Origin of the sequence: Sorangium sp. So ce124, assembly GCF_051525235.1 — a bacterium.
Classification (GTDB): Bacteria; Myxococcota_A; Polyangia; order Polyangiales; family Polyangiaceae; genus Sorangium; species Sorangium atrum.
Genome location: NZ_CP150312.1, coordinates 7,429,806 through 7,443,863 on the forward strand (window position 1 = coordinate 7,429,806; position 14,058 = coordinate 7,443,863).

At 70.9% G+C, this 14,058-nt stretch carries 11 protein-coding genes; 7 read left to right on the forward strand and 4 right to left on the reverse strand.

The genetic code is table 11. The features are described from left to right. Positions 1 to 12: 12 nt before the first annotated feature. Positions 13 to 1,587 (reverse strand): hypothetical protein, encoded by a 1,575-nt coding sequence (locus tag WMF19_RS27850; RefSeq protein ID WP_437893134.1) that lies wholly within the window; start codon positions 1,585 to 1,587, stop codon positions 13 to 15. 585 nt (positions 1,588 to 2,172) lie between these two features. Between WMF19_RS27850 and WMF19_RS27855 the strand changes: the two genes are divergently transcribed. Continuing rightward, positions 2,173 to 3,624: a S8 family serine peptidase gene (locus WMF19_RS27855; protein WP_437893135.1), complete on the forward strand. Its 1,452-nt coding sequence runs from the start codon at positions 2,173 to 2,175 to the stop codon at positions 3,622 to 3,624. Between the two features lie 25 nt (positions 3,625 to 3,649). Here the strand turns inward: WMF19_RS27855 and ssuD are convergent, their stop codons facing one another. Then, positions 3,650 to 4,789 (reverse strand): FMNH2-dependent alkanesulfonate monooxygenase, encoded by a 1,140-nt coding sequence (gene ssuD / locus WMF19_RS27860; RefSeq protein ID WP_437893136.1) that lies wholly within the window; start codon positions 4,787 to 4,789, stop codon positions 3,650 to 3,652. Positions 4,790 to 4,791: 2 nt separating this feature from the next. Here ssuD and WMF19_RS27865 point away from each other — a divergent pair, with 2 nt between their 5' ends. The 4 genes from WMF19_RS27865 to WMF19_RS27880 all read left to right on the forward strand — a co-directional run bounded on the left by WMF19_RS27865 (position 4,792) and on the right by WMF19_RS27880 (position 7,831). Next, positions 4,792 to 4,959: a hypothetical protein gene (locus WMF19_RS27865; protein ID WP_437893137.1), complete on the forward strand. Its 168-nt coding sequence runs from the start codon at positions 4,792 to 4,794 to the stop codon at positions 4,957 to 4,959. A 175-nt stretch (positions 4,960 to 5,134) separates the two neighbouring features. Further along, complete coding sequence (locus tag WMF19_RS27870) at positions 5,135 to 6,178, forward strand: sulfonate ABC transporter substrate-binding protein (RefSeq protein ID WP_437893138.1); 1,044 nt, start codon at positions 5,135 to 5,137, stop codon at positions 6,176 to 6,178. Beyond that, the gene (locus tag WMF19_RS27875) at positions 6,175 to 6,987 is read left to right on the forward strand and encodes an ABC transporter permease subunit (RefSeq protein ID WP_437893139.1); all 813 of its coding nucleotides are present in this window, start codon (positions 6,175 to 6,177) and stop codon (positions 6,985 to 6,987) included. The genes WMF19_RS27870 and WMF19_RS27875 overlap by 4 nt, the downstream gene beginning before the upstream one ends. 4 nt (positions 6,988 to 6,991) lie before the next feature. Continuing rightward, entirely contained in the window at positions 6,992 to 7,831 is an 840-nt protein-coding gene (locus WMF19_RS27880) for an ABC transporter ATP-binding protein (protein WP_437893140.1), read from the forward strand. Positions 7,832 to 7,941: 110 nt separating this feature from the next. Here WMF19_RS27880 and WMF19_RS27885 read toward each other — a convergent pair whose 3' ends face one another. Next, entirely contained in the window at positions 7,942 to 8,634 is a 693-nt protein-coding gene (locus tag WMF19_RS27885; protein ID WP_437893141.1) for a hypothetical protein, read from the reverse strand. A gap of 247 nt (positions 8,635 to 8,881) precedes the next feature. Between WMF19_RS27885 and WMF19_RS27890 the strand changes: the two genes are divergently transcribed. Continuing rightward, positions 8,882 to 10,867: a hypothetical protein gene (locus WMF19_RS27890; RefSeq protein WP_437893142.1), complete on the forward strand. Its 1,986-nt coding sequence runs from the start codon at positions 8,882 to 8,884 to the stop codon at positions 10,865 to 10,867. 190 nt (positions 10,868 to 11,057) lie between these two features. On the opposite strand, the gene WMF19_RS27895 is transcribed toward WMF19_RS27890, so the two are convergent. Continuing rightward, positions 11,058 to 12,440, reverse strand: coding sequence for a hypothetical protein (locus WMF19_RS27895; RefSeq protein WP_437893143.1), 1,383 nt, complete (start codon positions 12,438 to 12,440; stop codon positions 11,058 to 11,060). 162 nt (positions 12,441 to 12,602) lie between these two features. On the opposite strand from WMF19_RS27895, the gene WMF19_RS27900 reads away from it, so the two are divergent. Then, positions 12,603 to 14,018: a DUF6688 family protein gene (locus tag WMF19_RS27900; RefSeq protein ID WP_437893144.1), complete on the forward strand. Its 1,416-nt coding sequence runs from the start codon at positions 12,603 to 12,605 to the stop codon at positions 14,016 to 14,018. The last annotated feature ends 40 nt before the right edge of the window (positions 14,019 to 14,058 follow it).

Genomic DNA, 14,058 nt, shown 5'->3' on the forward strand with positions numbered 1-14,058 from the left:
GCGGCGAGTGGATCAGGGAGCGGGCGTGACGCTGAGTGCGCCCGCGGCGCTGAGGGACGCCTTGTAGCTCCCGGACGCAGGGTAGGTGATGCGGAACCCGGCGAGGTTGGGCGAGAGGGTCTTCGTCTCGCCCGACGCCTGCGTGCCGCCGGCCGGCACCCAGTACTGCGTGCACGGATCCGACTGCCCGGCGGTGTGCGTCTGGACGAGCATGCAGACGTCTCCGCCATTCTGGGTCGCGATGGCCTGGCTGACCTGGTACGTGAGCGCGAGGGCATCGCCGACCGCCGTGAGCTCTGTCGCTGTGTTCATCGAGGTCACACCCGTCGCGCCGCACTTCAGGTACCAGTGACTGGGCGCGTCGGCGCAGGCGGGGATCGGCGCGGCCGCCGTGCCGCGGGTCACCTTGACCGTCGCCTCCGACGGCGAGACCCCGAGCAACGAGATGGCCAGGTTCGCGTCGCGATCGACGAACGTATGACCCCAGGGGAGCGCCTCGCGCGAGACGTTCGCGGGATAATGAGGGACGTCGATCGGCACGGAGGGTGTCATGTTGACGATGCGCGTCGGGGTCCCCTCCAGCGTGCCCCGGTGCACGAGGATTCCGCGAGCGACCGGCGAACCCGCCGTGAACCGCAGGGAGTCGAAGATGCCGATCGGCTGGCGATACTCGACCTGGTACGTCTCATCCCCGCCGGGGATGGGGACGACGAGCCGCTGCACGCCATCCGAAGCCTCCTCGATCGGCTCGACGCTGACGATGGAGGCGCCGCTCGCGCTCACGGTCGCCGTGTTCTCCGGATCGAACCAGCCGAGCAGCGCCTTCTCCGGAGCATTGTAGTGCAGGAACTGCGCCCCCATCGTGCTGAACGAGTCGCCGTACCCTTGCACACAGCTCGTGTTCCCCGGGTTGAGCTGGCCGCTGTTTGCGCACGCAGGCAGGTTGGGTTGCGCGCAGCTCGAGCTCATCGACGCCCAGTTCCCAGAAGCGTCGGCGCAATTCAGCAGATCGGAGTGTCCCAGCCCCAGGTTGTGCCCCAGCTCGTGTGCGAAGGTGCCAGAGTCGGCGGGGCTGTAAAAATAGGTACTGGAGCCCACGGCTGCAGCGCCGTCGGTACAACCCGCCGGCCTCTCGGAGAAAAAGTACATCGTGTGCTGGTAATTGGACTCCACGTAGCCGTCCGCCGTCGCGGCGATCGCCCTGCCCATCGCCGCGTAGGTGGGTCGCAGCGAGCAGCTCGTGGGCGCCGCGTTGATCGTGTACCAGCCGAAATAGTCCCCGTCGGGGTTGACGTGGCCGGTCAGGTTCATCTTCCCGTAGGAGGCTTCATGGAAGAATTTGCTGGTCGAATCCGCGTTGGTGAAGAGGCGGTCCCGCACGTCATTGACGGTGTAGGTCGGAGCCGGGCTCGTATTGAACCGGATGAAGATCGCCGCGACCTTGCGATCGCCGATGACAGCAGGCTGCTGGACGGCGGAGATCGTCTCGTCCCCGTCCGCCTCACCCTCCGTCGCAGCACCGCAAGCGGAGAGCGCGAGGCAGAGGAGAAGAAACCCGCTGCGATGGGTGAACGGAACGTTGCGCATTGTACCTCTGTGGTGTCGAAGAGAGCGCGTGGCAGTGCCGGACGCGAGCGTGTGTGGAGTCACGGGCTCCAGACCTCGAGCCCACGCGCAGGCTCGGAGCTCACGACGTGACGATCGACCAGGCCGCCTTGGAAGGCAGCGAGCCCGGGGAAAGTCGAGACGCTTCGGAGACGTCAAGCCCCAGCCGCGGCACCCCGCGGACCAGGTTCATTGAACCCTCTCCTGGTCACTGGATGCCGCTAGCCCCTGTCGCCCTTCAGAAAATCGTAACGTTCCTCGTCGACCTCAGGACGAACTCGCCGCACTGGGGGCGGCGCATGCCCAGCTCGAACCGCTGGCGCGCAATTGTCATGACATTGAATTTTCATGACGCTGCACGTCTGCGGGGATGGGGCCCGGCGAGCTCTCCGCCGCCTACCCCTCCCCCTGCGTCTCCTGCGTCTCCAGCCGGATCGCCCCCTCCGAGATCGTGATTCCACCGGCCCCGCATCCGGGAGAGTCGATACAATGATCCGTCTCGGCACAACCTTGTTCATCGTGCGACAGGGCATTACGTACACCCTGCGAGCCGAGGATGGTGCTGCCATGAGCCACGCGATGAGCCCGGGATTACCGGCATTCTCCCACGCGCGATTCACCGGAAAAATCGGCGTCCTGGCAGCCATGAACGCGCTCCTCCTGGCGAGCGGTTGCGTGACGGGGATCGACGATCAGCGGATCGCCACGCCCGAGGATCGCGCCGTCGTCGATCCAACGCCGACGCCGCGCGACTTCCGCGGCCAGAACGCGCGGCACAAGGTCCTGGTCGCCGTGCTGGACGCCGGCGTCGACTACAACCATCCTCTGCTCCTGCAGAACATGCACTTCGCGCTGGACGCGGGGGGGATGCCGGTGGCGCTGGGGCGCGACCTCATCGGCGACGACGTGTGGCCGGCTCCCTATGTGGCGCGCACCTCGCGCTACGACGAGCGGCTCGACGAGCGCACGCGCGCCGCGTCCATAGCCGCGTGGAAGACGGCCACACGGCTCGTCGATGCCTTTCCAGAGATGGCGCGCTTCTACCATCCGTCGCGCAACGTCGAGCAGGAGCTGAACAGGAACGTCAAGCACGGGACGCACGTGGCCGGGCTGATGGTCTATGACCGGCCCGATATCGGGCTTCTGGCCTATCGGGTGATGCCCAGCAACAGGGTCCCGAAGGACGAGAAGCCGCCCGGAGATGCCGTCGACAAACTGGCGCGGGAGACCTCCGCCGTCATCGAGGCCGCCGTGGAGGACGGGGCGCGCGTGATCAACATGTCGTGGGAGGTTCCGAGCAACGACACGCCCGAGCAACAGGAGAGGCTCAGGACCCTGGCGAAGCGCCTCCGGACGACCGTGCTCCGGCACCCGCGCGTGCTCTTCGTCGTCGCGGCGGGCAACTCCAGGGTCTGGGTGGACGGCCGCACGCGCGTGCACTACCCCTGCGGGATCGACGCCTCCAACGTGCTCTGCGTGGGCGCGCTGCGCGAGAATGGCGACCTGGCGGCGTTCAGCAACATCCCTCTGAGCGGCCTGGACGTGGTGTTCACCCTGGGCGAGGACGTGCTCTCCACGGTCCCGAGCGGCATCTGCCCCGTGAAGGAGACCGACGTCCTGAAAAAGGAAAGTCCCAGCGACGACGAGCTGAGGGCCCTGGCCGAGGCCGCGGAGGCGCGGTGCGGGAAATCGTTCTTCCTGGAGAGGATGAGCGGGACATCGATGGCCGCGCCCATCGTCGCTCACGTGGCGGCCGAGATCCTGGTCGACGAGCCCGATCTGATCGCCGCCGAGGTGGTCCGGGCGATCTACCGCAGGGCCACGCGCAGCTTCATCGGCGCCCTCCCGGTGTTCAAGCTCAGGATCCAGAAACCCTCATGGGTTGGCCTGGAGCCACGCTCCGACGAGGGCGACGAGAGCGTCAGCGGCGAGGCGCACACCGACGGCGCGAGGGGCCTGGAGCAGGATCGGCCGTCCGCTCCCGAGCCTGGAACCTGGGAGGCCTATCTGACGAGGTGATCGTCTCGGGGCGGGATCGGCCGCCTCAGCTCTGCGATCGGTGCGGGACGATGTCGTTGGCGATGATCTCGCCGAACGGCCCCGTGAGGTTCGGGCGGAGGCCTGCAGCCCTCCGCTCGACGGGGAGCCGCGGGAAGAGCAGCTCGGCGACCCGGTAGGCCTCTTCAAGGTGCGGATACCCCGACAGGATGAACGTGTCGATCCCGAGCTCCGCATACTCCTGCATGCGGAGCGCGACCGTCTCCGCGTCGCCCACGAGCGCCGTCCCGGCCCCGCCGCGCACGAGCCCGACGCCGGCCCAGAGGTTCGGGCTCACCTCGAGCGCGTCGCGCCGCCCCTTGTGCAGCGCCGCCATGCGCCGTTGCCCCTCGGAGTCGAGGCGCCCGAAGGCCTGCTGCGCCGCGGCGATGGTGCTGTCGTCGAGGTGCCGGATCAGGCCGTTCGCGGCGGCCCACGCCGCCTCGGCCGTCTCGCGGACGATGACGTGAAGGCGGATCCCGAAGCGCACCGTGCGCTGCTCCGCGGCCGCGCGGCGGCGTATGTCCGCGATCTTCTCGGCCACGGCGGCCGGAGGCTCTCCCCAGGTCAGGTAGACGTCGATGTGGCGCGCCGCGAGCGCGTGCGCCGCGGGCGACGACCCCCCGAAGTAGAGCGGCGGGTGCGGCGCCTGGAGCGGTGGGAAGAGGATCTTCGCGCCCTTCACGCGCAGGTGCTGCCCCGTGAAGTCGACCGTCTCGCCGGCCATGACGCGCCGCCAGATGCCGAGGAACTCGTCGGTGACGACGTAGCGCTCGTCGTGCTTCAGGAAGACGCCATCCCCCTCGGACTCCGCCGGATCGCCGCCGGTCACGACGTTGACGAGCAGGCGGCCGTCGGACAGGCGATCGACCGTGGACGCCATCCGGGCGGCCCACGTGGGCGACACGACGCCCGGCCGCACGGCGACGAGGAAGCGGAGCCTCTGCGTCAATGGGATCATGGCCGACGCGACCGCCCAGGCGTCCTCGCACGATCGCCCGGTGGGGATCAGCACGCCGTGATAGCCGAGGTCGTCGGCGGCCTGCGCAATCTGACGGAGATAAGGGAGCGTGACGGGGCGCGCGCCCTCGGCGGTGCCAAGGTAGCGGCCGTCCCCGTGCGTCGGGAGAAACCAGAAGACGTTCATCGATGGAGAAGCTCCTCGCCCGTGCTTCGCCGGGTCAGGCGCGCGAGAGCACGATCCGCACCGCGCGCCGCGGCGCGCTGGGGCCCACGGCGCCAGCGAACCTCGCCGGGCAGGCCGCGGTGCCGCCGCTGCTGCCCAAGCAACACCAACTGCTGATCGATTGCTGCTGAAGCAGCAGTCAGCCGCTCCTCCACGGGTCCCCCCCGGCGGAGCGCCACGCGTGGACCTGGCACAGCGACTGCTGGACCGAGGTTTACTCCGTGAATCCGTCGCAGATGCAATTTTACATCATCAATATCATCCTTACGTGCTGACGTGGGTTGTAGAGGAGGCGAAAGAGCCCTCATGAGCAGGTACATCTCGTTCACGACGGTCCGCTCCGCGCTGCTGGGCTGCGCAGCTCTCTCGAGCTGGTTGCTGCTCGGGTGCGGCCGCGACGGCGGCGAGGCGGGCGCCACGGGCGAGAAGGCGGTGAGCGCCGGGGAGACGGCCGAGGACACGCGGGCTGCGGTTGTGGTCCGGCTGGGGTACCAGAAGATCGGCACGCCGTTTCTCCTCAAGGAGCGCGCGGAGCCCCTGACGAAGGCGCTCGAGGCGAGGAACGCCCGCGCCGAGTGGGTCGAGTTTCAAGCCGGTCCTCCGCTGCTCGAGGCGATGCGCGCGGGCGCCGTGGACGTCGGCCACGTCGGCGAGACGCCGCCGGTGTTCGCGCAGGCGGGCGGCGTGCCCTTCGTCTATGCCGCCACCGACGCGCCGGCGCCCAAGGCCGAGGCGATCGTCGTCAAGAAGGACTCTCCGATCCGCACGCTCGCGGCCTTGAAAGGCAAGCGCGTCGCCCCCAACCGCGGCTCCAACGTCCATTACCTGCTGGTTCGAGCCCTCGAGAGCGCCGGGCTGACGCTCGACGACATCCAGGTCGTCTTCCTCGCCCCCGCCGACGCGCGAACCGCGTTCGAGGGTGGCAATGTCGATGCCTGGGTGATCTGGGATCCGTTCCTGGCAGCGGCCGAGCTAGCCGGTGCCCGTGTCCTCCAGGACGGCGAGGGGCTCGTCGACAACCGCCTCTTCTACGTCGTCCGGCGAGAGTTCGCGGAAGCGCAGCCGGCGCTCTTGCAGATCGTGTTCGACGAGTACCGCGCGCTGAGCGCCTGGGAGGACGGGCACCGCGAGGAAGCCTCGCAGCTCCTCGCGAAATCTTCGGGGATCTCGTACGAGGCATTCCTGCGGTCCGAGCACCGGCGCGCGTTCCAGATACTGCCGATCACGCCCGAGATCGTGCAAAAGCAGCAGGCCATCGCCGATACGTTCCACAAGCTCGCGATCATCCCGCGCGACATCCGCGTCGAGGAGGCGCTCCTGCCGGCGTCCGCGGGCGGGGGCGCGCGATGACGGCCGGCGAGGCGCGGGGCAGCGGCGGCGCGGTGCGCGGGCTCGGCGTGCGCATCGCGCCCTGGCTGGCGCCGCTGGCGCTCGTGCTCCTCTGGGAGGTGCTGTCGCGGCTGCAGATCATCCCGAAGACCCTGCTGCCGTCGCCCGTGGAGGTGCTGGTCGCCGCGGCGGGCGCAACGAGGAGCGGCGAGCTGCCCGCGCACCTCGGCGTGAGCGCGCTGCGGGCCGTCGGCGGCCTCGTCGTCGGCGCCGTCATCGGGCTCGTGCTCGGCCTCGGCACGGGGCTCTCGCGCCCGCTCCAGCTGGTCATCGACGGGCCGCTGCAGATGCTCCGGGCGATCCCCGCGCTGGCGCTCGTGCCGCTCGTGATCCTGTGGTTCGGGCTCGGCGAAACCGCGAAGCTCTTCATCGTCGCGATCACGGTGCTGTTCCCCGTCTACCTGAACACGTTCCACGGCGTGCGCAGCGTGGATCCGCAGCTCATCGAGATGGCGCAGGTCTACGACGTGCGGGGGTTCGCGCTCTACCGGGAGGTCATCTTCCCGGGCGCGCTCCCCTCGATCCTCGTGGGTCTGCGCTTCGCGCTCGGGCTCTCGTGGCTCGTGCTCATCGTCGCGGAGACCCTCGGCGCGAGCCAGGGCCTGGGCTATGTCGCGATGAACGCCCGCGAGTTCATGCAGATGGATCTCCTGGTGCTCACGATCGTGCTCTGGGCCCTGCTCGGCAAGCTGGCCGACTCCCTGGCGCGGTGGCTCGAGCGCCGACTCCTACCGTGGCAGCCGCCGCTGCAGCGGCTCGAGGCGAGGTGAGCGAATGAGCGGTTCGGGCGATCAGACCGCCGGCGCGCGGGTCGTGCTGGAGCAGGTCGACAAGCGGTACGGTGACCGGCTCGCGCTCTCGGGCATCGAGCTCGACATCCGCCCTGGCGAGTTCGTGACGATCGTCGGGCGGAGCGGCTCGGGCAAGAGCACGCTGCTCCGCCTCCTGTGCGGCCTCGAGCAGCCGACGCGCGGCGCGGCGCGCGTCCTGGCCTCGAGGGAGGTCGCGGGGCGGGAGGCCGTGCGCGTCGTCTTCCAGGAGCCCCGGCTGCTGCCCTGGCGCACGGTGCTGGAGAACACGTGCATCGGCGGGCCGAGAGGGCGCGACGCGCGCGCGCGCGACGTGCTCGACCGGGTCGGGCTCGGAGATCGGCTGAACGACTACCCGGGCGTGCTCTCGGGAGGTCAGCGACAGCGGGTCGCCCTCGCGCGCGCGCTCGTGCACGACCCGAAGGTGCTGCTGCTCGACGAGCCGTTCGGCGCGCTCGACGCCCTGACGCGGATCGGGGCGCAACGCCTCGTCGAGTCGCTGTGGGCGCAGCGCCGCTTCACGGCCATCCTGGTGACGCACGACGTGGAGGAGGCGGTCCTGCTCGGAGATCGCGTGCTGGTGTTCGACGAGGGGCGCGTCGTGGAGAGCGTCGCTGTGGATCTGCCGCGCCCCCGGGCCAGAGAGGTGCCGGAGGTCGGCCGCCTCGCCGGCGTGCTCCTCGACGCGATCTTCAGGAGATCTCCGGAAGAAGGATCGCTGTCACGGCGCGCCCCGCGCGAGGACGCCGCCCGGCATCCCACGGCCCTCTTGGCCCCCGCCGGCCTCGGGATCGCTCGTCATTGACTGGATGCCTCGCTCCGGCGCCGCAGGCTCGATCCATCGCACGACGTTCGGGTAGTCACCGAGCGAGGCGCAGCGGTGTTCCTTGGCGGTTTGCACAGAGGTGCGAAGGGTCAGTATGCCTTCGGCCGGTTTCCCTTGGTCGTTCGGCGCACGAGCTTCATCCGATCGGCTCCCCGGGGCTCGAACACGAGCGTCTCGGTCCAACCCCAGGACTTGCCGCCAGGCCCCGTCGTGCCGGCAGCCGTGTAGTCGACGGTCGTGCGCGTGCCCACGGTAGCGAACGTGAGCTCGACAAGGACCTCCTGCTGATAGGCTGTATCCGGCTTCTGCGAACACCTGCTCGGCATGTCCTCCTGGAACCAGCGGCGCAGGAATTCCCGGTGTTTGTCCTCGCACTGATAGCCAAAGCCCAGGGCCGAGGTATACGGGCAGTCCAGGTGACCTCTCGCATCGTCGGTCGGCAGCTCGGCCCACTCGCAGTGGCTCACGAGCTCGGCCGACACATAACCGACGGCCGCGCGCTCAGCCTCCGAGAGGCACGCGACCACGTCCTTGGCGACGACCGGCGTGCAACCCCCCTCCGTCCAGTACAGCTTCGTGGGTCGGTCGTGCGGCGTGCACGACGACGCATCGGCGGTCGCGCTCGGCTCGGGCGCAGACGGCGGCGTCGCGTAGGGGTGCGGGGCGGAGCTCGACGATTGGACGGGGATCGATGTCTGGGCAGGCGCTCCGGACGAGCGCTCTGGCGTGCACGCCGCGACGCACGCTGCCGCGACCAGGATGGCAACGCGCCTTCGCTCCACCGCGGTCCGTGGAGCCCACGCGCCCGTCACGTCGCCTGCGTGCCGAACGTCTGCGCGCCTTGGCGAGGAGCGGGCGTCGCCTGCAGCTCGTTTGCCGCATCGGCTCGCGGGGCTCGGCGTTCGCGGCGTGCGCACGAGTCCAGATCAGCAGATGGCCGAGGCGATGGCCAGCGCGGCGCCCCCGAGCGCGCCGCCTGGTGATCCTCGTCGGAGAGCCTGGTAAGGGGGACCAGGAGATCCTCCCTGCATGATGGCTTCGCGGCTCGCGCTCCTCCCCCTCCCGCTCCTCGTCGCTTCGTGTGGTCCCGCCGCCGGATCGGCCCCCGCGGCGCTCGCGCCGGCTTCGGTCGCCATCCCCCCCGCCCCGCTGGAAGCGCCCGCGCGCGCCGCTGGCGCGCCGGCCGTGGATCCCTCGGCCCCACTGACGTTGCCGATCGCCGCGATCCCGCCGGCAACCTGGGTCGAGCCGCCCCTCGGCGAGCAGGAGCGGGCGAAGGCCGGTCGGGACCCGTTCCGCGAGCACACCGAGATCGCCCTCGGCGAGCGCGTCGCGATCTTCGCGGCGAAGGGAGGCGGCGCCGACCCCGCGGGCGGAGCGTTCGCGGTCGACGAGAAGCTCGGCGTCGTCGGCCCCCTGAAGCTGCCCGCTCGCTTCACCTGGGTTGGCGTCGCCGGCCCGCAGATCGACGCGCTCTATGGGGCCACGCCGGACGGCGTGCTCCACCGCGCCGCCGGCGTCCGCGATGCCCTGAGGCCGGACGGCGGCTTCGTGCCGCGTAGCAGCGTGCCTGGCGCGACGGCCTGGGACGCCGCCGGCGCCCTCATCGCGGCCGCGGCAGGAGAGCGCGTCAGCGTCTCCGCCGACGAGGGCCGCAGCTTCACCTCGGCCGTGGTCGCGCCCGGCAAGACGGTGCGCGCGGTGCTCGTGCGACCCGACGGCGTGCTCGCGGCCGTGGTCCAGGCGCCGGCGCGCGGCCAGCAGCCGGCGGCGCCCGACACGTTCCTCTCGCTGGATCGCGGGAAGACCTGGAAGCGATCTGCGTTCCAGCCGCGATCGATCGAGCGCGAAGGATCCTGGATCTGGAACGGCAATGCGAGCTGCCCCGCCGTGCTGAGCCGCGACGGCCAGGCATGGACCAGGGCGGCTGCTGGCCTTTACACCCGACCCTCGTTCGGCGTCGCGCTGCACCTCTCCCCCGCGATCCGCGCCACCGCGGCCGGCTCGTTCCGCTCGGCCGTCGCCCCGCCGGCGCCCGAGCCGCCCCGGCGCGGCGACACCGCGGTCGGGCGGGAGCCGCCTTGCAAAAGCGACGACGATGGCGTCGTGGGCGGAATCGGACTCATCGGCGATGCTGGCGTCTCGTGCGGAGGCGCGCTCTGCCTGCTCGAAAGCGCCGCGCCGCGGCCACAGCCGACGCGCACACGGATCGCGACGTTCGGCGACGGGATCTGCGAACCGACGAGCGCGCGACCGCCCGGCAGCGCCTGCGCCGCGCACCTCACGCGGCCACCGACGTTCGCGGTCGTCGACCACATCGCGAGCACCGTGACGCCTGTCGCGGCGCCCGAGGGGTGCCCGCAGCCGGTCGCGCTGCACAATGCCGCCGGCATCGGCGTGCTTGTCTGCCGCGGAGGCAGCGGGGGCGCGGTCCTCTTCGTGCGGGGCGCGCAAGGTGCATGGCATGCGGAGGGGAGCCAGGCGACCCCGGCCGAGGCGCTCAAGTGGATCGCCGCGGCGCCGGATGGCACGCTGCTCCTGCTCGAGCCGACGCCGCCCGCGAGCGCCCGGCAGCGCGAGCCGCTGCAGGCGCTCGTGCGCAGCCCGCTGCCGCTCGGCGCACCGCAGGCGTGGCGCCGGATCACGGCGCCGGACGGCGTCGCGGCGCTTCCCGCTCCCGGGGGCGCGGCGCTCGTCGCGAGCTCGCCCACGGCCTCGGCGGGCAGACGCCTCGATGTGACGCTGGATCGCCCAGGTCAGCCGGCGCTTACCCTGGCGCGCGACGTGGATGTCGACCAGGACCTGACGCTGATGGAGCTGTGGGACGGGCAGGTGCGGTTCCGTGTGCGTCCAAAGCCCGCACCGGACGTCCAGGGAGGGCTGGGACCCCCGCCGCCCGCGCCGCCGGACACACGTTGGCACGTGCTGACCCACGGCGGCGAGCTCGTGCTGGAGACGCCCTCCGGGCCGACGCCGCCGGCTGACGGGCGCTTGTTCGGCCCCGCGGGGCGCTAGCGCCGCGTCCGCTCGGTCCCTCGCATCGCGGGACTCAACCACGTCACGGGCGATGGGCCGTCGCGGGACTCCGCTGGCGGGACTCAACCACGTCACGGGCGATGGGCCGTCGCGGGACTCCGCTGGCGGGACCCAACCACGTCACGGGCGATGGCGATAGCCGTAGACGCCCCCGCCGCCGTCACCGGGGTCAGCGCTCCCGGAGAAGGCGGTCCATCCGCCGACGAAGCCCCTGGTTGCTCTCCCGCCTCGCAGCCTCGTTCAGCAGCTCGATCGCCGGTCCGCGCAGGAAGGCGCCGTGCTCGAGCCCTTCGATCGCCAACCTCCGGGCGATCTCGCAGCTCAGGGACAGCGCCGCGCTCCACACCGCGCCGTCGTGAAGACAGCCGCGCAGGCCGGTCAGAAGCGGCCTTGCGGCGGCAGCGTCGTCCCTCGCGATCGCGCCCCTGAGCCTCGCCGTCAGCCGCAACCTCGCCTGATCCGAGCGGGTGGCCCCGCACGCGGCGATGGCCAGCGCCGCGATCTCCTCGTCGGGATCGGAGGTGAAAGGCCACACCGCATGGAAGAACGGGGTTCCGCCGGTCGCCACGGCCCCGAGGGCGCGAAGCAGCACCTTTTTCCGGGCGAGGGACGCGGTCTGGAGGCGGGGGAGCAGGAGCCCCTGATCCAGGGAGAACTCCCGTCCAAGCGTGTCGAGGAACGCGGCGCAGTCCTCGTCGGGCATGCGGTCGAGCTCCTCGATCCGCGCCTCGGGAACCGGGGGGAGTCTGGCCTCCTCCCCGGACTCGGACGCTTCCTTGGCCCCGTCGAGCGCCTCGGCGAGCGCCCTCTGGACCGAATCCTTGTCCCAGGCCTCCGCCGCCCGCGCTTCGAGCTTCAGCGCGGCCAGCAACGCCTCGCCGGCGTGCCAGTGCTGTCCTGGATTCCTGACGACCAGGGCCGCCATCACGGGAGCGCGCCGCCACGGATCCGGAGAGGCGAGGGCCCGCTGGAGCGCCGACTCGGCCTCCGGAACGCGGTACTCGCGGAGGACGAGCGACGCGGCGTGGATGTTCTGCAGCGAAGCCGCCCGCTCGATGAACCGCTCGATCACGGCGATGAGGTGGGGATCGCTGGGTTCGTAGCCCGAAATGACGTGCTGAAGCACCGGCAAGATGTCGCTATCCAGGCCGTCCGGGTCCTGCGCTGCCAGGAGCGACACGAGGAGCGGAACATCGCCTGGGCGACCGGCTACCCATAAAACGAGGAGCGCGCTCCTGTGATTGCGGCCATGTTGCCCGGGCGGACCCCGGAGGGCCCTGATCGCCTGGACGCGCATCGCCCCGGCGATCTCGTGCAGGGGGTTGTCTCTTCCCCACCGGGTCTCGGCCTGGCAGCGCTGGAAATACTCGAAGAGCCGGTTGATCGCCTCGCGGGAACCGGACCTGAGCACGACGCGCGCGAGCCTCACCTGCTCCTCGTGGCTCATGGCCGACGTAAGGAGATCCTCGACCATCGCATGCGCCCGCCGCCGGAGCGGCCGCTCTTCGGCGGAGGTTGCGGGGCGCGGAGGGCGCTTTCGGTCCGGGCTCATGCCAGATCCCATGGACCCTATCAGCATCCGCTCGACGCTGGGTTCGCTGCGCGAGCAGCCGGCACGGCTCGCTCTCCGACGTGCGACGCGGCTCGCAAAGAACGCGCCCTCCACCTCGCAGGATGGATCTCCTGCGACGGGAGCCGTTAGCATGGTGGACGCATGCCGCAGCAGCCACCGCCCGAGCCGCAGCAGTCGCCGACCGAGCCGCAGCAGTCGCCGACCGAGCCGCAGCAGTCGCCGACCGAGCCGCAGCAGTCGCCGACCGAGCCGCAGCAATCGCCGACCGAGCCGCCGTTCTCGCTGACAGGCGGTGCCCTCGCCGCCTTGGTCGCCACCGGCTACGGCGTTCCGGCGCTCGCGGCGCTGCTCTTCGGCGCGGCGATGCTGGTCCGAGTCGACGGCGCGATCTTCGTCGCCGGAGCGCTCGGGCTGGCCGGTTGGATCGGCCTGACCGTATGGACCTACCGCGCGATACGGCGCCGGGGGCGCGCCCCCTTCCAGGTGGCGGCCGAGGTGCTCACGCTGATCCTCCTGCCCGCCTGGGGCATGGCATACAGCCACGATGCCCCAGGGACGTGCGCTGTCCCGGCATGCGACGCCGGCACGACGGCGTTCCGGCCGCTCGCCGAACCGGAAGTCCACGGTCTGATCGCGCTGCACGCCTTCACCGCGCTCGCCTATGTCGTGTCACGACGCCGGAAAGAAGCGCTGCCTGGCCCAGCAGAGCTCGTCGTCCATGCGGCGCTGATCGTCGGAATTGCGCTCCACGTCCTGCTCGCGGTGCACTTCGGCCCCTGGGTCGGGGCCGGCCTGCTCGTGCCGCCGCTGCTCCTGCCATGCGTCGCGCCGGTGTTCACCGTCGTCTTCTATTCCGCCGAGCTGCGCGCTCGCCTCGTGCGGCGGGGCGTCGAGGCCAGCGCGCCCGCTCCGTTGGCCGCTGCCGACCCCGCCTATCGCGCGGGGCCGACGCAAGTCCCGCTTCCGCCGCCGCCCGCGATTCACCGACCCACGTTGTGGCGCGCCCTCGCGGCTTCCCCGCTGCTGCTCGGGGTTCACGCCGTCCTCCACGCGGCCTGGCTGGGACATCCGGCAGCCGCCCTCCAGGTCTTCACCCGCACGTGCGGATACACACTGTCGCAGCTCCCGATCGTGGAGTTGCCCGGCGACTGCCACTACCTGTGCACCGTCGCTGCGCGCGGCCACACCTGGCTTGTGCGCCCAATCCGGCTCGGACGGCGGGGAGACACGCCCATCCTCGTCAACCGTCAGCTCGCCATCGCAAACGCCTTCGAGGATCTGCTGCACGAGCACTGGCCGCGCTTCGGCCGCGCGGCGCGGCAGCTCTACGACCGGATGGGGCTGCCCGTGAGCCGGTACATCGGCGCCGCGTGGGCTGCCGATCTCGTCTATCTCGCGATGAAGCCGCTGGAGTGGGCGTTCTATCTGACGCTCCTGCTGCTCGATCAGCACGCCCCCGAAGAGCGGATCGACCGGATGTACAGGTGCGACCCCGACCCGACCTGGGTTGAGCGATCGCACAAAAGCGTACGCAAGAGGAAACTCGACCCGGGTTGACCGCCACCGGATCTGGGCGCCCCAATCCATGGTTCGTTCC